Here is a 17,934-nt window from a genome sequence, read left to right as displayed (position 1 = left end):
GTTCCGATACATCCGTTTGCGCCAGGATATCTGCCTATCAGGATATCTGCCTATAAGGTCGCCGCCACAACCCGGCGAATTTCAGTTGTCATGCCCGCAAACATCGAGGAGAGGTCGAGCCAGCCGTCAGGTCTGCGGCCCGTCACCTTTTCCGGCCACCCGCAGACGCCGTCCTGTTCGACATAGCCGACGCATTGTGGTGCGGTCTCATCGCGAAAATGCAGGACGACCAGCTTTCCAGGCTCAAGCGCTTCGATCGGGTACCAGTTCAAATCTCAAATTCCTCATGAATGAGGGATAATTTTTAGCCAGCCCGCTTGCCCCAGGCTTACGGCCTTTGCATTCGGCAAGGGGGCGATGCCCAAGCGGCCTGGCCGGTTTTTATCGAAGGGCGGATCTCAACCGACCATCTCGCACGTCCCGGGATCGCTTGCGGTCCGCGGTGTGGCCTATATGCCGCGTGAAAAAATCACGTGCCAACACGGCTTTGTGACGCGCAAGTACCTGACACGAATTGGCCATATTGCTATGGGACCGGCTGGATGCAACGGGCCGGCGGGAATTCGCGCTTTCATAACATTGCGATGACGACGAAGCCCTTTGCGGCTGCGCTAACTTTTTGCGCGTTCTTAACCATATCCCTGTAGGCGTCGTTGATGCTGCTCGGGACCAGATGGGTACTATGATGTCGAAGAAAATCGGATCTGAAGCTCTTTCCCGCCGTGCCTTGCTTCGCACGGCCGTCTCTGCCGGTGCTGCCGCACTTGCAGCGCCCGCATTCGCCCAGACGGCGATGGATGATCTGATCAATGCGCCGCGCCGCGGCACCTGGGACGACCAGTTCGACGCCAAGGCTGCATCCAGAACCGCGGTCAACGTCGTCTCCAACAATCCGGTGCTCGGCGCCGGCGGACCGGCGAACATCCAGCAGGCGATCATAGATTACCAGCAGATCGTCTCCAACGGCGGCTGGCCCGAGGTCAATCCCGGCCAGCAGCGCCTGCGCCTCGGCGTCGTCGATCCTTCCGTCCAGCAGTTGCGCCAGCGCCTGATGATTTCAGGCGACCTGCCGCGCGAAGCGGGCATGTCCTCCTCGTTCGATAGCTATGTCGATGGCGCGGTGAAGCGTTTTCAGGCCCGTCACGGCCTGCCAGCCGACGGCGTGATGGGCGAGTTCACCGTCAAGGCGATGAACATATCGGCCGACGTGCGCCTGCGCCAACTGGGCACCAACCTGGTGCGCCTGCAGTCCATGTCCGGCGATCTCGGCCCCCGCTATGTGATGGTGAACATTCCGGCCGCCTATATCGAGGCGGTGGAAAACGACCGCGTGGCGCTGCGCACCAATGCCGTTGTCGGGCGCATCGACCGTCCGACGCATGCCATCAATTCGAAGATCTACGAGGTTATCCTCAATCCCTATTGGACCGCGCCGCGCTCGATCGTCGAGAAGGACATCGTGCCGCTGATGCGCAAGGACCCGACCTATCTGACGCGCAACAACATCCGCCTGATCGACGGCAAGGGCAACGAGGTTGCGCCGGAAACGGTCGACTGGTTCGCGCCGAAGGCGCCGAACTTCATGTTCCGGCAGGACCCCGGCAAGATCAACGCCATGGCCTCGACGAAGATCAATTTCCACAATCCGAACAACGAATACATGCACGACACGCCCCAGCAGGGCCTGTTCAACAAGCTGATGCGTTTCGAATCCTCGGGCTGCATGCGCGTCCAGAACGTCCGCGACCTCATCAGTTGGCTTCTGCGCGACACGACCGGCTGGTCCCGCCAGGAGATCGAACGGGTGATCTCGACGCGTCAGAACACCCCGATCAAGCTGACCCAGGAAGTCCCGGTCTATATCGTCTATATCACCGCCTGGTCGGCGAAGGACCGCGTCGTGCAGTTCCGCGACGACATCTACGAGCGTGACGGCAACCAGGAACTGGCACTGCAGACGACCACCGGCATCGAAAAGCCGGCCGGCGCCGCCGACGACGATCTGCTGCCGCAATAAGACCGGCCTCATCTTCCGTTTACGGGAAGCCGCATCCGCCAGGGGTGCGGCTTTTTCGTTTCTAGGGGCATCTCCGCGTCTTCCGGCGAGCAAATGTCGTTCCCCGTATTGCTCTGGGGAAGGCGTAAGGCTAAGACGCGACATTGCAATGCCCACCCCTTTGAGGAGCCTCGCACATGTCGAACACCGACGTCTTCTTCTCCCGCCCGCTGGCTGAATCCGATCCGGAAATCTTTGGCGCGATCGAGAAGGAACTGGGTCGCCAGCGCCACGAAATCGAGCTGATCGCATCGGAGAACATCGTCTCCCGCGCCGTGCTTGAGGCGCAGGGTTCGATCATGACCAACAAATATGCGGAAGGTTATCCGGGCAAGCGTTATTACGGCGGTTGCCAGTTCGTCGATATCGCCGAAGAACTCGCCATCGAGCGCGCCAAGAAGCTGTTCGGCGTCGATTTCGTCAACGTCCAGCCGAATTCCGGTTCCCAGATGAACCAGGCGGTGTTCCTGGCGCTGTTGCAGCCGGGCGACACGTTCATGGGTCTCGACCTGAACTCCGGGGGGCATCTCACCCACGGTTCGCCGGTCAACATGTCGGGCAAATGGTTCAACGTCGTGTCCTACGGCGTGCGCGAAGGCGACAACCTGCTCGACATGGACGAGGTGCAGCGCAAGGCCGAAGAACACAAGCCGAAGCTGATCATCGCCGGCGGCACCGCCTATTCCCGCATCTGGGACTGGAAGCGTTTCCGGGAGATTGCCGATTCGGTCGGCGCCTATCTGATGGTCGACATGGCCCATATCGCCGGCCTCGTCGCCGGCGGCCAGCATCCGTCGCCGTTCCCGCATTGCCATGTCGCCACCACGACCACCCACAAGTCGCTGCGCGGCCCGCGCGGCGGCGTCATCCTCACCAATGACGAGGAACTGGCAAAGAAGTTCAATTCGGCGGTCTTCCCGGGCCTCCAGGGCGGCCCGCTGATGCACATCATCGCCGCCAAGGCGGTCGCCTTCGGCGAGGCGCTGCAGCCGGACTTCAAGGACTACGCCGCCCAGATCGTCAAGAATGCCAAGGCGCTGTCCGAAACGCTGATGGCCGGCGGCCTCGACATCGTTTCCGGCGGCACCGACAACCACCTGATGCTGGTCGACCTGCGCAAGAAGAACGCTACCGGCAAGCGCGCCGAGGCGGCCCTCGGCCGCGGTTACATCACCACCAACAAGAACGGCATCCCCTTCGATCCGGAAAAGCCCTTCGTCACCTCGGGCATCCGCCTCGGCACCCCGGCCGGCACGACGCGCGGCTTCAAGGAGGCGGAATTCAGGGAAATCGGCAATCTCATCATCGAGGTTCTCGACGGACTGAAGGTCGCCAATTCCGACGAAGGCAATGCGACGGTGGAAGCCGGCGTGCGCGAGAAGGTCGTGGCGCTCACCGGCCGCTTCCCCATGTATCCCTACATGTGATTCTTGGGTCGCCGCTTGGGCGATCCCCTATTGGCAAGCCTAAGGAGAGGCGATGCGCTGCCCCTATTGCGGTTCGGAAGACACGCAGGTCAAGGATAGTCGTCCGGCGGAGGATTACACCTCCATCCGCCGGCGGCGTATCTGCCCGGATTGCGGCGGCCGCTTCACCACTTTCGAGCGCGTCCAGCTTCGCGAACTGATGGTCACCAAGAAGACCGGCCGCAAGGTGCCGTTCGACCGCAACAAGCTGGTGCGGTCCTTCCAGATCGCGCTACGCAAGCGGCCGGTCGACAACGACCGCATCGAGCGGGCGGTGTCGGGCATCGTGCGCCGGCTCGAAAGCTCCGGCGAGAACGAGATCTCGTCGGAAGAAATCGGCCTGCAGGTGCTGGAAGCCCTGAAGAGCCTCGATGACGTTGCCTTCGTGCGCTACGCTTCCGTCTATCGCGATTTCTCCCATGCGGAGGACTTCGAAAAGGTGATCCAGGAGATCAACGCCAAGATCGCCCGCGATCCCGGCATCGAGCCGTAGCCATGACGAGCGCTGCCGAAGACCGGTGGTTCATGGCGTCGGCGCTGCGTCTGTCGCGTCTTCATACCGGTCAGACAGGCACCAATCCTTCGGTCGGCTGCGTCATCGTCAGGGACGGCGAGGTCGTCGGCTCCGCCGTCACCGCGCCCGGCGGCCGGCCGCATGCGGAAACCCAGGCGCTCGATGTCGCCGGCGAAAAGGCGAGGGGAGCGACGGCCTACGTCACGCTCGAACCCTGCTCGCATTACGGCCGCACGCCGCCTTGCGCCAATGCGCTGGTCGAAGCCGGCGTCGCCCGCGTCGTAATCTCATTGACCGATCCAGATCCGCGCGTTTCCGGCCGCGGGATTGCGATCCTGCGCGATGCCGGGATCGTCGTCGAGACGGGGCTGATGGAGGAGGAGGGGCGCCGCGCGCTCGCCGCCTACCTCACCCGCCAGACGAAGGGCCGGCCGCATGTGACTCTGAAGCTTGCGGTTTCCGCCGACGGGATGCTTGGACGGCGGGGTGAAGAAGTTTCGATCACCGGACCCGAGGCGCGGGCGGAAGTGCACCGGCTGCGGGCCGAGGCGGATGCGATTCTCGTCGGCATCGGCACGGCGCTGTCGGATGATCCGGAGCTGACGGTGCGCATTCCCGGACTGGAGAAACGCTCTCCGATCCGCATCGTGCTCGACCGGCATTTGCAATTGCCGTTGACGTCCAAGCTGGTGCGGACGGCGCGGGACGTGCCGGTGATTGTGGTGGCTGCGCCGGGTTCAGCCTTGCCGGTTGAGACTGCGGCGGCACCCCCCTCTGCCCTGCCGGGCATCTCCCCCACAAGGGGGGAGATTGAATCGCGGCGGGCTCATTTGGCCAATTCGGGCTCCGAACCCGTTTCTGCAGCGCCATCGGCGAGTGTGGGGCAGGGCGGCTCATCCCCGATCTCCCCACCCGTTGGGGAGATGCCCGGCAGGGCAGAGGGGGGCGATCTGGCTCCGAGGCTAGTAGGTGATCTGGCCTCGAAGATCGCCGCGCTCCAAGCTGCCGGCGTCGAGATCATGGACGCCACCGAACTCGATATCCTGCTGGCGATTCTTGCGGTTCGCGGCATCTCCTCGCTTCTGGTCGAAGGCGGCGCGAGCGCCGCAAGAGCTTTCCTCGACGCAAACCTCGTAGACCGCATCCTCCTTTTCCAGGGCACCGGCATTGTCGGCGAAGGCGGACTTGAATCGCCCTTGACGCCATCCGATATGCCGCCAGGGTTCAAGCTCGTGGGCGAGAATACCTTCGGCCCCGACCGCTGTTTTGAATACGAAAGAGGTTTCTGATGTTCACCGGAATTGTCACCGATGTCGGCACGGTCGCGGCAACGACACCGATGGACGAGGGCGTCAAGCTCAGGATCGCCACCAACTACGACCCGAAGACCATCGACATGGGGGCTTCGATTTCCCATGGCGGCGTCTGCCTGACGGTCACCAGGCTGCCGGACGCGGGCAGCAACGAGCGCTGGTTTGAGGTCGAGGCCTGGGAAGAGGCGCTGCGGCTGACGACGATCGCCGCCTGGACCGAGGGCACGCGGGTTAATCTGGAGCGGGCGCTGAAGATCGGCGACGAGCTCGGCGGCCATATCGTCTCCGGCCATGTGGATGGCAAGGCTGAAATTCTCGGCATCGAACATGAAGGCGAGGCGGTCCGCATCCGTCTTCGCGCGCCGGAAGCGCTTGCCCGCTTCGTCGCACCGAAAGGCTCGGTCGCTCTGGACGGCACGTCGCTGACGGTCAACGCAGTCGAGGGCACCGATTTCGACGTGCTGCTGATCCGCCATACGCTCGCCGTCACCACCTGGGGCGACCGCAACGCGGGCGATTTCGTCAATTTCGAAGTCGATACGATGGCGCGTTACGCGGCACGGCTCGCGGAATTCCCGGCGAAAGGTTGACGGCTCGCCCGGCGATCAGTTTTCGCGAGCCAGCACCACGATCGGGCCGTGGTAATCGGCGCGAGCGAACTCGCGGAAGCCGAGTTTTGCCGCCACCCTGAGCGAGGCGGCATTCTCCGGGCTGATGATGCAGGTCATCCGGCGGTCTGGGAAATGGGCTTCGCCCCAGGAGATCATCGCATCCACCGCTTCGGTGGCATAACCGCGGCCGTGGACGGACGGGATGAGTGCCCAGCCCGTCTCCAGCGTCCCTTCGATCGAGGGTTGAAACTCCCGGCGCATGTCCTGGAAACCCGCTTCGCCGAGAAAACGGCCGGTGGCCTTTTCTTCGATCGCCAGGAAGCCGAAACCCATGAGATGCCACATGCCGGTGACGCGCAGCATACGGCTCCAGCTGTTCTCGCGGGACGAGGGGATACCGGATATGTAGCGAACCACGTCCGGGTCGGCCCAGAATTCCGTATAGGTCTCGAACTCCTCCAGCCGGTGAGGGCGCAGGATCAGTCGGTCGGTTTCGAGAGTCGGAATGGTGGTCATGGCGGGCTCCATGGTCCGGTGTTGGCACTGATCTTTATCGTCGCTTGCCCAGCTATTCCCGATTCGCATCGCTGCGTTCAGCGAAAATTGCTTGCCATTCCCCTCAGAGCGTGTTTTGACCGCCACCTGCCCGAGACCCATATGACTATCGGCCCGCCTTGAGGCGATATCGATCTCATGCTGGGCCGATTTGAACAAAGGTGAATCATGTCACGCGAAACCGCTCCACACCTCCTCGTCGTCGAGGCGCGTTTCTACGACGATATGTCCGATGCGCTGCTCGAAGGCGCGACCCATGCGCTGAAGGCGGCCGGGGCGACCTATGACGTGGTCACCGTTCCCGGTGCCCTCGAAATCCCGCCGGCGATTGCCATGGCACTCGATGCGGCGGAAGAGGGCGGCACCGACTATGACGGATTCGTCGCGCTCGGTATGGTCATTCGTGGCGAGACCTATCACTTCGATATCGTCTCGAACGAATCCTCCCGTGCCCTGATGGACCTCGCCGTGTCGGAATCGCTTGCGATCGGCAACGGCATCCTCACCTGCGAGAATGACGAACAGGCCTGGGCGCGCGCCCGCCGTTCGGACAAGGACAAGGGCGGTTTTGCCGCCCGCGCTGCGCTGACCATGATCGCGCTGCGTGAAAAGATGAACGGCGGTTGATTTGATGGCCAAGGAAGGCGAACACCCGGTCAAGCCGGCCAATCAGCGCGGCGCAGCCCGCCTGGCGGCCGTGCAGGCGCTCTACCAGATGGATGTCGGCGGGACCGGCGTGCTGGAAGTCGTGGCCGAATATGAGGCCCATCGCCTCGGTCAGGAACTCGACGGCGACACCTACCTGAAGGCCGACGCCTCATGGTTCCGCTCGATCGTTGCCGGCGTCGTGCGCGACCAGGTCAAGATCGACCCGCTGATCCGCGCCTCGCTGCAGGAAGACTGGCCGCTGTCGCGTCTCGATTCGACGCTGCGGGCTATCCTGCGTGCCGGTACGTTCGAGATTCTCGAACGCAAGGACGTGCCTGTCGCCGTGATCGTTACCGAATATGTCGAGATCGCTCACGCCTTCTTCGGAGAGGAAGAGCCGCGCATCGTCAACGCCGTCCTCGACCGCATCGCCAAGCAGGTACGCGGCGAAACCAAGAAATAACAGGTCAACGGCAAGACAGGGTGGGGGCAGCATGGACGGCGCGGTAGACGGTCTTCAGACACAGATGAGCACCGCCCGGCGCAGTGTCGCTCTGCTTGCCGGCGCTCAGGCCGTCCTCGGTTCGGCGCCGCCTCTGGTGTTCGCGCTCGGCGGTCTCGTCGGCTACCAGCTGCTGGGTGATGACAAGTCGCTGGCGACCGCTCCGCTGACCGGCTTCAATATAGGCATGGCGGCAGGCGCCGTCGCGGTTGCCGTCGCCTCCCGGTTCCTCGGCCGCAAGGCGAGCTTCATGCTGGGCGCGGTCCTCGGAGCGGCTGGGGCCGCCACCGCGGCGATCGCGCTGTTCCATTCGAGCTTCTGGCTTTTTGCGGTCGGCCTGCTGTTGATCGGCCTCTGCAATGGCTTCACCCAGAAGATCCGTTTCGCCGCAGCAGATGCGTCGCCATCGTTCTACAAGCCGAAGGCGATCTCCTGGATACTCGCGGCCGGCATAGTTTCGGCGGTCCTCGGGCCGCAGCTTGCGATCTGGACCAAGGACCTGCTGTCGCCCGTGCTGTTCGCCGGTGCGTTCGTCGCCGTCATTCCGCTTTATCTCATCGCCCTGTTGATGCTGGCGCCGCTGAAACTGCCACAGATGAGCGGCGGTCACGCGTCTTCGGCGCCGGCACGGTCACTGGGCGAGATCGTCGTCACCCAGCGGTTCCTGACGGGCATGATCTGCGGCATCTCCTCCTACGCGCTGATGACCTTCATGATGACCGGCGCGCCGCTTGCGATGGTGATCGGCTGCGGGTTCCCTTCGGAAATGGCCACGCTCGGCATCCAGTGGCACGTGCTCGCCATGTTCGCGCCGAGCTTTTTCACCGGCATGCTGATTTCACGCTTCGGCGTCGAGAAGATCGTCGCGGCCGGGCTGCTGATCCTGATGGGCTGTGCCGTGATCGCCCATATGGGCATCGAGCTCTGGAATTTCTGGGGCGCGCTGGTGCTGCTCGGCATCGGCTGGAATTTCGCCTTCATCGGCTCGACTGCCATTGTCGCCTCCAGCTATCGCCCGCATGAGGCGGACAAGGTGCAGGGTTTTCACGACATCATCCTGTTCACCACGGTGGCGCTGTCCTCCTTCTCCTCGGGCAAGGTGTTCACTGCCTACGGTTGGTCCTTCATGAACCTGATCATCTGGCCGGTCACGATCGTCTGCCTCGGCCTGGTGCTGGCGCTGATGTTCAAGCGCTCTTCCGTGAAATCCGCTTAGAGTCTTGTCCCTTCGGGCTTGACGCCAATTCATCTCCACCGCAATCTCCCGTCCGCGCAGGCGATCCCGGATTCCTTGGGAGGGGAGCGGTCGGCTGCGCGGGAATGCGCACTATGGAGTATTGCGGCGGTCTTGCTCATCTCGTGGATGTGTGCCGCTGCAGGGGTGCACGGCCGGAGGGTATGGACCACCCGGCGCTAAGGGAGAGGAAAAGCGAATGACTGTAATTATGGGTGTGATCGTGTGCGGGTTGCTATCGATCATCTATGCCGCCTGGGCGACGCGTTCCGTGCTGGCTGCCGATCAGGGCAGTATCCGCATGCAGGAGATCGCCGGATATATCCGTGAAGGCGCACAGGCCTATCTGGCGCGCCAATACATGACCATTGCAATCGTCGGCGTCGTCGTAACGATCCTGGCCTGGGTATTGCTGTCCGGCACCGCTGCGATCGGCTTCGTCATCGGTGCCGTACTCTCGGGCGCCGCCGGGTTCATCGGCATGCACGTCTCGGTCCGCGCCAACGTACGCACCGCCCAGGCTTCTTCCCAAAGCCTCGCGGCCGGTCTCGACATCGCTTTCAAATCCGGCGCCATCACCGGCATGCTGGTGGCAGGCCTCGCTCTCCTCGGCGTCTCGATTTATTATTGGATTCTGACGGCCGGTCTCGGCCATCCGAGCGGCTCGCGTGAAGTCATCGACGCGCTCGTCTCGCTCGGCTTCGGCGCGTCGCTGATCTCGATCTTCGCCCGTCTCGGCGGCGGCATCTTCACCAAGGGTGCGGACGTCGGCGGCGATCTCGTCGGCAAGGTCGAAGCCGGCATTCCGGAAGACGATCCGCGCAACCCGGCGACGATCGCCGATAACGTCGGCGACAATGTCGGCGATTGCGCCGGCATGGCGGCCGACCTCTTCGAAACCTATGCGGTCTCCGTCGTCGCCACCATGGTGCTTGCGGCGATCTTCTTCGCCGGCGCGCCGATCCTCGCGACCGTCATGGTCTATCCGCTGGCGATCTGCGGCGCCTGCATCATCACCTCGATCATCGGCACCTTCTTCGTCAAGCTCGGCTCCAACGGCTCGATCATGGGCGCGCTCTACAAGGGCCTGATCGTCACCGGCCTCCTGTCGATCCTCGGTCTTGGCGCGGCGACTTCGCTGACCATCGGCTGGGGCACGATCGGCACTGTCGCCGGCAAGCCGATCACCGGCACGGCTCTGTTCATCTGCGGCCTGCTCGGCCTCGTGGTGACGGCGCTGATCGTCGTCATCACCGAATACTACACGGGCACCAACAAGCGCCCGGTGAATTCGATCGCCCAGGCCTCGGTGACCGGCCACGGCACCAACGTCATCCAGGGCCTCGCGGTCTCTCTGGAATCCACCGCCCTTCCGGCGATCGTCATCGTCGGCGGCATCATCGCCACCTACCAGTTCGCCGGCCTGTTCGGCACCGGCATCGCCGTCACCACCATGCTCGGCCTTGCCGGCATGATCGTCGCACTCGATGCCTTCGGCCCGGTGACCGACAATGCCGGCGGCATCGCCGAAATGGCGCACCTGCCGCCGGAAGTGCGCAAGTCGACCGATGCGCTCGACGCGGTCGGCAACACCACCAAGGCCGTCACCAAGGGTTATGCGATCGGTTCTGCCGGCCTCGGCGCGCTGGTTCTGTTCGCCGCCTATTCCAACGATCTCAAATATTTCGCGGCAAACAGTGCCCAGTATCCGTATTTCAACGGCGTCGGCGAAATCGATTTCGACCTCTCCAACCCTTACGTCGTCGCCGGCCTGATCTTCGGGGGCCTTATCCCATACCTGTTCGGCGGCATCGCGATGACCGCCGTCGGCCGCGCCGCGGGCTCCATCGTCGAGGAAGTGCGCAAGCAGTTCCGCGAAAAGCCCGGCATCATGGCGGGGACCGAAAAGCCGGATTATGGCCGCGCCGTCGACATCCTGACCCGGGCTGCTATCCGCGAGATGATCGTTCCGTCGCTGCTGCCGGTTCTGGCCCCGATCGTCGTCTATTTCGGCGTCCTGCTGATCTCCGGCGGTGACAAGGCTTCCGCCTTTGCGGCCCTCGGCGCATCGCTGCTCGGCGTCATCGTCAATGGCCTGTTCGTGGCGATCTCCATGACCTCGGGCGGCGGCGCCTGGGACAATGCCAAGAAGAGCTTCGAGGACGGTTTCGTTGACAAGGACGGCACCCGCCACATGAAGGGGTCCGAAGCCCACAAGGCGTCGGTCACCGGCGATACCGTCGGCGACCCCTACAAGGATACGGCAGGCCCTGCCGTCAACCCGGCGATCAAGATCACCAATATCGTGGCGCTTCTGCTGCTGGCGGTGCTTGCCGGCTGATCTCTGAACCAGGCCAAACAAAAAGCCCGCGGGGAGCGATCCCCGCGGGCTTTTGTATTTCGTGTCCTGTGCTTACCTGCCGAAGTTCGACAGAATGCTGCGGGCTGCTGCCCCGCCGGCACTGGAACCGCCGGTAAGCAGTTGCTGCAGGAAGGTGAGGTCGCGGCCGCCGGTCGGCGTCGTGCGCGAGATCGTGTCGAACACCTTGCCGTCCTGCATCGTATAGTTGGCGCGGCGGGCGACGACACCGTCCTTGTCGAAATAGATGGCGAGCACCGTCTGATCGACGATCTTCGGCTTCATGAAGGCCGCAGCGCGCGTGCGTTTCTGCGAAATGTAATAGAACACCTCGGTATCGAAGGTCGCCGTCGTCGAGGGCGTACCCATCGTCAGCAGCACCTGCTCGCGGCTCGACCCGACCGGAATGAGCTCCAGCGACTTCTGGTCGACCACATAGCCGTTATACATGGTGTCGCCGATCTGCATGGACGTGCAACCCGAAACGGTGATGGATGCGACGACCATTGCCATCGCGGTTTTACTCAAGAATGTCATCTCGTATCCGAAAACCCGCTTGTTCAACGGCATCCCCCAAACTCAACCTGCCCCTGCTGACCCTACCATTGTGGCTATTCAGGGACATAGGACCCGATCCCGGCCTGGATGTTAAGGCCGCGAACATCCCACCCCGTTCGCTGATCCGGCGGAACGGCATTGCAATTCGTGCCTGCTTCGGTAAACCAGCTTTCGTTTCCATGCAACATGGCCAGTGGCAGGCCAGGGCGTTCCTGGAGGCAAATAACGGGAATTCAGATGATCTTCGGCCTTTTCAAGAAGAAAAACCAGAACCAGGCGATCGTTGACCGCCAGTATTCGACCTTGACGTCGTTGGCGCGCGTTCCGTTCTTCTACAGCGATCTGGACGTGCCGGACACGGTCATGGGTCGTTTCGAGATGCTTTCGATCGTGATGATCCTGTTCTTCAGGCGAACGGCGAAATCCGATTCGAGCGGTCAGGAACTGGCCCAGGAGATCGTCGACGCGTTTTTTCAGGATATCGACCATTCGATCCGCGAACTCGGCATTGGCGACCAGAGCGTGCCGAAGCGCATGAAAAAACTGGCCGGCATGTTCTACGGCCGAGTGGAAACCTATGCCGCTGCTCTCGAAGCCAAGGACACCGAGGCGCTTGCCGCAGCCCTTAGCCGGAATATCTATCCCAAGACGGAGGATGCGCCGGGGATGCGGGGGCTTGCGGACTGGATGATTGTTGCGGAGACGGCGCTCGCCGGCATTTCCGAAGATGAGATTTCTCGCGGCCACGCGGTTCTGCCCCTGCCGGCCCCGCTGCCGCGAGAAGAGTGAGGTTTGATGAAGAACGATAGTGGCGCAGGCGAAAAGCCTCCCTTTTCCTATCCCGTCAAGGTCGGGAATATTTCCGCCAATGCGGTGACCGTGAAGCTCGAAGCCGATGCGCGCGAACTCGAGGGTTTGGCAAAGCTGTGGCAGGTCGTTTCGGTCGGTTCGCTGAAGGCGGAGCTGCAGATCGCCCGGTGGAAGAAGGACGGCGTGCGCCTCAAGGGGCGCGTCGAGGCCGATATCGTCCAGTCCTCGGTCGTCACGCTCGAGCCGGTCGCATCGAAGATAAACGAAGAGTTCGAGCAGATCTTCGTGCCTGAAGGATCGAAGCTCGCGCGGATTGTCACCAGCGATACCGCGGAGATGGTGATCGATCCCGATGGTCCCGATCTTCCCGAAATGTTTGTCGGCGACACGATCGATGTCGGCGAAGTGGTGGCCGAATTCGCAGCCCTTGCGATCGATGCCTATCCGCGCGAACCGGGCGCCGAGTTTGCCGATCACCTGGAAGGCGATGCGGATGAAAAGTCCGGACGCACCAATCCCTTTGCCGTCCTTAAGGACTGGAAAAAGGATTGAGGACGGGTTGTAAGCGACAGCAAAAACTATATTTTGGCCACGAATTCGCCGACACGGCCCCGCATGAGGAGCGAAAGGCCGTTGGAGACGTGAGAACTGGCGCATGACCGACAAGGGTGGTGCGTTCGGCGAAGATAAGGATCAGGGACGCGTGATCAGAATTTCTATCGATGCCATGGGCGGCGATTTTGGTCCCGAGGTCGTCATTGCCGGTGCCGCCAAGGCATTGGAACGCCACCCGGATGTGACCTTCCTCATCTACGGCCTGAAGGCCCAGTGTGAGCCGGTTCTGGCGAGATATCCGAAGCTGCGGGATAAGTCCGTCTTCCACGAATGCGAACTCGCCGTCAGCATGGAGGAGAAGCCGAGTGCAGCACTTCGCCGCGGCCGCTATATCTCCACCATGTGGCGGTCGATCGAGGCGGTGAAGCTCGGCGAGGCGGAGGTCGTGGTTTCCGCCGGCAATACCGGCGCCCTGATGGCGATGGCGAAGTTCTGTCTACGCACCATGGCCAATATCGAACGCCCGGCGATCGCCGGCATCTGGCCGACCTTGAAGGGTGAAAGCATCGTTCTCGATGTCGGCGCGACGATCGGTGCCGACGCCCAGCAACTTCTCGATTTTGCGATCATGGGCGGCGCCATGGCGCGCTCGCTTTTCGAGGTGGACCGGCCGACCGTCGGGCTTCTGAACGTCGGCGTCGAAGAGGTGAAAGGCCAGGAAGAGGTCAAGGAGGCCGGGCGGCTGATCCGCGAGGCCAACCTGCCGACCATCGCCTATCACGGTTTCGTCGAGGGTGACGACATCGGCAAGGGCACCGTCGATGTGGTGGTGACCGAAGGCTTTACCGGAAATATCGCGCTGAAGGCGGCGGAGGGCACGGCCCGGCAGATCGCCACGCTTCTGCGCGAATCGATGTCGCGCACGCTGCTGGCCAGGATCGGCTACCTTCTCGCCAAGCCGGCCTTTGACAGGCTGCGCGAGAAGATGGATCCGAACAAGGTCAATGGCGGCGTGTTCCTGGGCTTGAACGGCATCGTCATCAAGAGCCATGGTAGTGCCAATCCCGACGGTTTTGCTGCCGCGATCGATGTCGGCTATGACATGGCACGCAATGATCTCAACGCCAAGATCCGGCAGGATCTGGCAATTTACCATGCGCGCCGCCAGCCGCCGGCTGGCCCCGAAGCGGCATGACGACAGGATGTGAGTTAAGAATGATCCGTTCAGTGGTTCGCGGTTACGGGGCAGCGCTCCCCAAGCGGGTAGTGACCAATCGCGAGTTGGAAGACATCGTCGAGACCTCCGATGAATGGATCGTGCAGCGCACGGGCATTCGTCAGCGCTATATTGCCGGAGAAGGTGAGACGACCGCTTCCCTCGGCGAGCAGGCGGCGCGTGCGGCGCTCGAGAATGCCGGATTGACGCCGGGTGACATCGATCTGGTGCTGGTCGCGACCTCGACACCCGACAACACCTTTCCGGCGACCGCCGTCAATATCCAGAACCGGCTGGGCATGACCCATGGCTACGCCTTCGACCTGCAGGCCGTCTGCACCGGTTTCGTCTATGCGATGGCGACCGCCGACCTGCATATTCGCGGCGGCATGGCAAAGCGCGTGCTGGTCATCGGCGCCGAGACCTTCTCCCGCATTCTCGACTGGAAGGACCGCACCACCTGCGTGCTGTTCGGCGACGGCGCAGGCGCGCTGGTGCTCGAAGCGGCGGAAGGCGAGGGGACGATCGCCGATCGCGGCGTGCTGACCGCGCATCTGCGTTCCGACGGTTCCCACAAGGACAAGCTCTACGTCGATGGCGGCCCGTCCTCGACGGGCACGGTGGGGCACCTGCGCATGGAGGGCCGCGAGGTCTTCAAACATGCGGTCGGCATGATCACCGACGTGATCGACAGCGCGTTCGCGGCGACCGGCACGACGGCGGACGATCTCGACTGGCTGGTGCCGCACCAGGCCAATCGCCGCATCATCGACGGGTCGGCGAAGAAACTCGGCATTCCTTTGGAAAAGGTCGTCGTGACGGTCGATCTGCATGGTAATACCTCGGCTGCATCGATTCCTTTGGCACTTTCGGTTGCCGCCTCCGACGGGCGCATCAAGAAGGGTGATCTGGTGATGCTCGAAGCCATGGGCGGCGGTTTTACGTGGGGCGCATTGCTGGTCCGCTGGTAGGGCGGCAACGATCGGCCGAAACGTAAATAAGCGATTGAGCACAGGCGCTTGACCCTCGCGCTCAAGCAAAATACTCTCTATCGGCTTTGATAAGATCAATTTCGAAAATTGGGCGGGGATCATGGCCGGCAAGACAGTAACACGCGCGGATCTGGCGGAATCGGTTTTCCGCAAGGTCGGGCTTTCGCGGACGGAATCGGCCGAGCTCGTCGAGACGGTCATAGACGAAATTTGCAATGCGATCGTCAGGGGCGAGGTGGTCAAGCTTTCCTCCTTCGCGACCTTCCAGGTGCGCTCCAAGAACGAGCGCATCGGCCGCAATCCGAAGACCGGCGAGGAAGTGCCGATCTCTCCGCGTCGGGTCATGACGTTCAAGGCCTCCAACGTACTGAAGAGCCGTATCCTCAAGGCGCACACGGCGCGAAAGGCGAAACTGAAGCCCGCAAGCCCGGTTGCCTGAAGCCGCCACCTTTTCCGCAATCCTGTGAACATGCTTGAATCTCCCGGCTTAAACCGTTGAGATATGTCCGATTCGGCGCATAATCCGCGCATGTATCGGAGGCTATGAGTCTGCCCTTGGGGCATGGGCAGCCTGCCGTTTGGAGTATGAACTTTGGAGAAGAGCCCGGACGCCTTTCGTACGATCAGCGAGGTCGCCGACGACCTCGACCTGCCGCAGCATGTGCTGCGCTTCTGGGAAACGCGGTTCCCGCAGATCCGGCCGATGAAGCGCGGCGGCGGGCGTCGTTATTATCGTCCCGAAGACGTCGATCTCCTGAAGGGCATCCGGCACCTGCTCTACGATCACGGTTACACCATAAAAGGCGTGCAGAAGCTTCTGAAGACGAACGGCAACAAGTTCGTCTCTGCGATTGCATCAGGCGATCTCGCCACGATGGAAGCGATCATGGCGGCAAACAGCGAAAAGCAGGCCGAGCCGAAGATCAGTACGGCCGAAGAGGACCAGATCGTCGGTCGCCCGAAGGTAAAGCCGAGCGGCCGCTTTTTCGGGTTCGGCGCCTCCCATGAGGACGACATGGAAGTGTCGATCGGCAAGTCCAGCGTCGGCAAGGAAGACCGTGCCTTGCTGCAGGAAGCGCTCTTCGACCTTTTGGAATGCAAGCGCCTCTTGGATCAGGTTCGCTAACTCAACATACAGCAACGTTAAGCAAAATTTACCATTCACCTCTGGTTCAGGAGAAATGGAGGATCATTTCTTCATGAGGAAAATCAGAGGAGGTGAATTATGAAAAAAAAGCTCGCCGTCGTCGTTTTGTCCCTGATCACGGCTTTTAGTGGCGTTGCTCCCGCCCAGGCGTTTCCGTCGATCGGTGCTCCGCGCATCGAGAGATCTCAGGATATCCAGCAGGTGCAGTACTGGCGCGACCGTGACCGCTGGGAAGGGCGTCGTTATTACCGCGACCGCTACTACGGCGACCGTTACTACCGCCGCCACCGCCGGGGCCCGGATGCCGGTGCGATCATCGGCGGGCTTGCGCTCGGCGCGATCATCGGCGGAGCGCTGGCACAGCCGCGCTATGAGCGGAGATACGCACCGCGCTATTACCCGCCCCGGCGCTATATAAGCCGTGGTAATGCGCACGTGAACTGGTGCTATGCACGCTACCGGTCCTACAGGGCCTATGACAATACGTTCCAGCCCTATTACGGCCCGCGCCAGCGGTGCTATTCGCCCTACTGATATCCGTTGAGCCGGATGAAAACCTTAAGCCCGCCCTGCCCATCCGGTGGGGCGGGTAAATTGCGTCGGGAAGTCCCGGTTCTCGGAAAAGGCTTTTGATCTGACTGAGATTTCAAGGGGATTTAATTGGTCGGGGCGGCCGGATTTGAACCGACGACCCCTTGACCCCCAGTCAAGTGCGCTACCGGGCTGCGCTACGCCCCGACCTGCTCAATGAGCATGTTTTCCCTAGTCGCTCCGCTTTCCCGGCGCAAGCTCAAAATCCCTTGATCGGAAGAAAAAGAGGATGGTCGGCACAAGAATGTGCGGGTGAACATAAAAGCCGCGTCCCGAATTCGGGCGCGGCTTTCGAAGTCGGTTGCGCGATCAGCCTCGGCGGCAGGTCAGATTTCCGGGCAGCCGCGGCGGTTGGCGAAGGTGATGCGATCCGGCCCGTTGCGCGTGAAGCCCTCCACGGTGATGCTGCGGCTCGTCACACGGACGACCTGGGCGTCACGAAAACCTTCGTCGCGGGCTGCGGCACGGGCTTCACCGGGGCTGCAGCCGCGACGATCATAATCACGGTCCCGGTCGCGGATCATCGGCCGCACGCCATCTGGTCCGACGCGCAGCTGGATATCCTGTGCGGAAGCGGGAACGGAGAAGGCGCCGATGGCGCCCAACGAAAGGGCAACGGCAAGCCCGGTATTCGAAATCAGTCTGATCATGGTTATCCTCCTTATGCCCAGCGGTCCAAACCGCCGGGGTGCGAATTGGTTCATGTAAGACCAACTGGAAGAGGATGATAAAGGTTCCTGCGAGGGGAGATCTCGCGTGTAAGCCGAGGCAACACATGCTCTCGACTTCTGCATGGAAGCTGGGCAA

General features: G+C 62.2%; 20 protein-coding genes and 1 tRNA gene. 16 read left to right on the top strand and 5 right to left on the bottom strand.

Features of this window, described 5'->3' with window-relative positions; translation table 11 throughout:
* Positions 1-50 precede the first annotated feature (50 nt).
* Positions 51-272, bottom strand: a complete 222-nt coding sequence (locus ABCW43_RS04345; protein WP_210011361.1) for a hypothetical protein — start codon at positions 270-272, stop codon at positions 51-53.
* A 413-nt stretch (positions 273-685) separates the two neighbouring features.
* On the opposite strand from ABCW43_RS04345, the gene ABCW43_RS04340 reads away from it, so the two are divergent.
* The 5 genes from ABCW43_RS04340 to ABCW43_RS04320 all read left to right on the top strand — a co-directional run bounded on the left by ABCW43_RS04340 (position 686) and on the right by ABCW43_RS04320 (position 5,939).
* Positions 686-2,017, top strand: coding sequence for a L,D-transpeptidase family protein (locus ABCW43_RS04340; protein WP_345923338.1), 1,332 nt, complete (start codon positions 686-688; stop codon positions 2,015-2,017).
* 176 nt (positions 2,018-2,193) lie between these two features.
* The gene (gene glyA, locus ABCW43_RS04335) at positions 2,194-3,483 is read left to right on the top strand and encodes a serine hydroxymethyltransferase (protein WP_345922253.1); all 1,290 of its coding nucleotides are present in this window, start codon (positions 2,194-2,196) and stop codon (positions 3,481-3,483) included.
* Positions 3,484-3,535: 52 nt separating this feature from the next.
* Complete coding sequence (gene nrdR, locus ABCW43_RS04330) at positions 3,536-4,015, top strand: transcriptional regulator NrdR (protein WP_007771094.1); 480 nt, start codon at positions 3,536-3,538, stop codon at positions 4,013-4,015.
* Between the two features lie 2 nt (positions 4,016-4,017).
* On the top strand, positions 4,018-5,325 hold the full coding sequence (ribD, locus tag ABCW43_RS04325; protein WP_345922252.1) for a bifunctional diaminohydroxyphosphoribosylaminopyrimidine deaminase/5-amino-6-(5-phosphoribosylamino)uracil reductase RibD: 1,308 nt from the start codon (positions 4,018-4,020) through the stop codon (positions 5,323-5,325).
* Positions 5,325-5,939: a riboflavin synthase gene (locus ABCW43_RS04320; RefSeq protein ID WP_345922251.1), complete on the top strand. Its 615-nt coding sequence runs from the start codon at positions 5,325-5,327 to the stop codon at positions 5,937-5,939. The genes ribD and ABCW43_RS04320 overlap by 1 nt, the downstream gene beginning before the upstream one ends.
* 15 nt (positions 5,940-5,954) lie before the next feature.
* Here ABCW43_RS04320 and ABCW43_RS04315 read toward each other — a convergent pair whose 3' ends face one another.
* Positions 5,955-6,476 (bottom strand): GNAT family N-acetyltransferase, encoded by a 522-nt coding sequence (locus ABCW43_RS04315; protein WP_345922250.1) that lies wholly within the window; start codon positions 6,474-6,476, stop codon positions 5,955-5,957.
* A 207-nt stretch (positions 6,477-6,683) separates the two neighbouring features.
* Here ABCW43_RS04315 and ribH point away from each other — a divergent pair, with 207 nt between their 5' ends.
* From ribH to ABCW43_RS04295, 4 genes are all read left to right on the top strand, one after another.
* A complete protein-coding gene (gene ribH, locus ABCW43_RS04310; RefSeq protein WP_345922249.1) occupies positions 6,684-7,142 on the top strand; it encodes a 6,7-dimethyl-8-ribityllumazine synthase in 459 nt (152 codons plus the stop codon).
* Between the two features lie 4 nt (positions 7,143-7,146).
* Complete coding sequence (gene nusB / locus ABCW43_RS04305) at positions 7,147-7,626, top strand: transcription antitermination factor NusB (RefSeq protein WP_038593118.1); 480 nt, start codon at positions 7,147-7,149, stop codon at positions 7,624-7,626.
* Positions 7,627-7,657: 31 nt separating this feature from the next.
* Positions 7,658-8,881: an MFS transporter gene (locus tag ABCW43_RS04300; protein ID WP_345922248.1), complete on the top strand. Its 1,224-nt coding sequence runs from the start codon at positions 7,658-7,660 to the stop codon at positions 8,879-8,881.
* Between the two features lie 217 nt (positions 8,882-9,098).
* On the top strand, positions 9,099-11,240 hold the full coding sequence (locus ABCW43_RS04295; RefSeq protein ID WP_345922247.1) for a sodium-translocating pyrophosphatase: 2,142 nt from the start codon (positions 9,099-9,101) through the stop codon (positions 11,238-11,240).
* A 72-nt stretch (positions 11,241-11,312) separates the two neighbouring features.
* Here the strand turns inward: ABCW43_RS04295 and ABCW43_RS04290 are convergent, their stop codons facing one another.
* Positions 11,313-11,828 carry an outer membrane protein assembly factor BamE gene (locus ABCW43_RS04290; protein ID WP_345922246.1) on the bottom strand — a complete coding sequence of 172 codons (516 nt, stop codon included), beginning with the start codon at positions 11,826-11,828 and terminating at the stop codon, positions 11,313-11,315.
* A gap of 225 nt (positions 11,829-12,053) precedes the next feature.
* Between ABCW43_RS04290 and ABCW43_RS04285 the strand changes: the two genes are divergently transcribed.
* From ABCW43_RS04285 to ABCW43_RS04255, 7 genes are all read left to right on the top strand, one after another.
* Complete coding sequence (locus ABCW43_RS04285) at positions 12,054-12,605, top strand: ubiquinol-cytochrome C chaperone family protein (RefSeq protein ID WP_345922245.1); 552 nt, start codon at positions 12,054-12,056, stop codon at positions 12,603-12,605.
* 6 nt (positions 12,606-12,611) lie between these two features.
* Positions 12,612-13,178, top strand: coding sequence for a YceD family protein (locus ABCW43_RS04280; RefSeq protein ID WP_345922244.1), 567 nt, complete (start codon positions 12,612-12,614; stop codon positions 13,176-13,178).
* Between the two features lie 151 nt (positions 13,179-13,329).
* Entirely contained in the window at positions 13,330-14,376 is a 1,047-nt protein-coding gene (gene plsX / locus ABCW43_RS04275) for a phosphate acyltransferase PlsX (protein ID WP_345922243.1), read from the top strand.
* A gap of 20 nt (positions 14,377-14,396) precedes the next feature.
* Positions 14,397-15,368, top strand: coding sequence for a beta-ketoacyl-ACP synthase III (locus ABCW43_RS04270; protein ID WP_345922242.1), 972 nt, complete (start codon positions 14,397-14,399; stop codon positions 15,366-15,368).
* 121 nt (positions 15,369-15,489) lie between these two features.
* Positions 15,490-15,828, top strand: a complete 339-nt coding sequence (locus tag ABCW43_RS04265; RefSeq protein WP_007770264.1) for an integration host factor subunit alpha — start codon at positions 15,490-15,492, stop codon at positions 15,826-15,828.
* Positions 15,829-15,981: 153 nt separating this feature from the next.
* Complete coding sequence (locus ABCW43_RS04260; RefSeq protein ID WP_210011375.1) at positions 15,982-16,515, top strand: MerR family transcriptional regulator; 534 nt, start codon at positions 15,982-15,984, stop codon at positions 16,513-16,515.
* Positions 16,516-16,614: 99 nt separating this feature from the next.
* Positions 16,615-17,070, top strand: a complete 456-nt coding sequence (locus ABCW43_RS04255) for a BA14K family protein (protein ID WP_445738891.1) — start codon at positions 16,615-16,617, stop codon at positions 17,068-17,070.
* A 127-nt stretch (positions 17,071-17,197) separates the two neighbouring features.
* Here ABCW43_RS04255 and ABCW43_RS04250 read toward each other — a convergent pair.
* Positions 17,198-17,274: transfer RNA gene (locus tag ABCW43_RS04250), tRNA-Pro, on the bottom strand.
* Between the two features lie 179 nt (positions 17,275-17,453).
* Positions 17,454-17,777 (bottom strand): hypothetical protein, encoded by a 324-nt coding sequence (locus tag ABCW43_RS04245; protein ID WP_345922241.1) that lies wholly within the window; start codon positions 17,775-17,777, stop codon positions 17,454-17,456.
* Between the last annotated feature and the right edge of the window lie 157 nt (positions 17,778-17,934).

Origin of the sequence: Neorhizobium tunisiense (assembly GCF_039631515.1) — a bacterium.
Classification (GTDB): Bacteria; Pseudomonadota; Alphaproteobacteria; order Rhizobiales; family Rhizobiaceae; genus Neorhizobium.
This window is presented reverse-complemented; position numbering and strand designations above follow the sequence as displayed.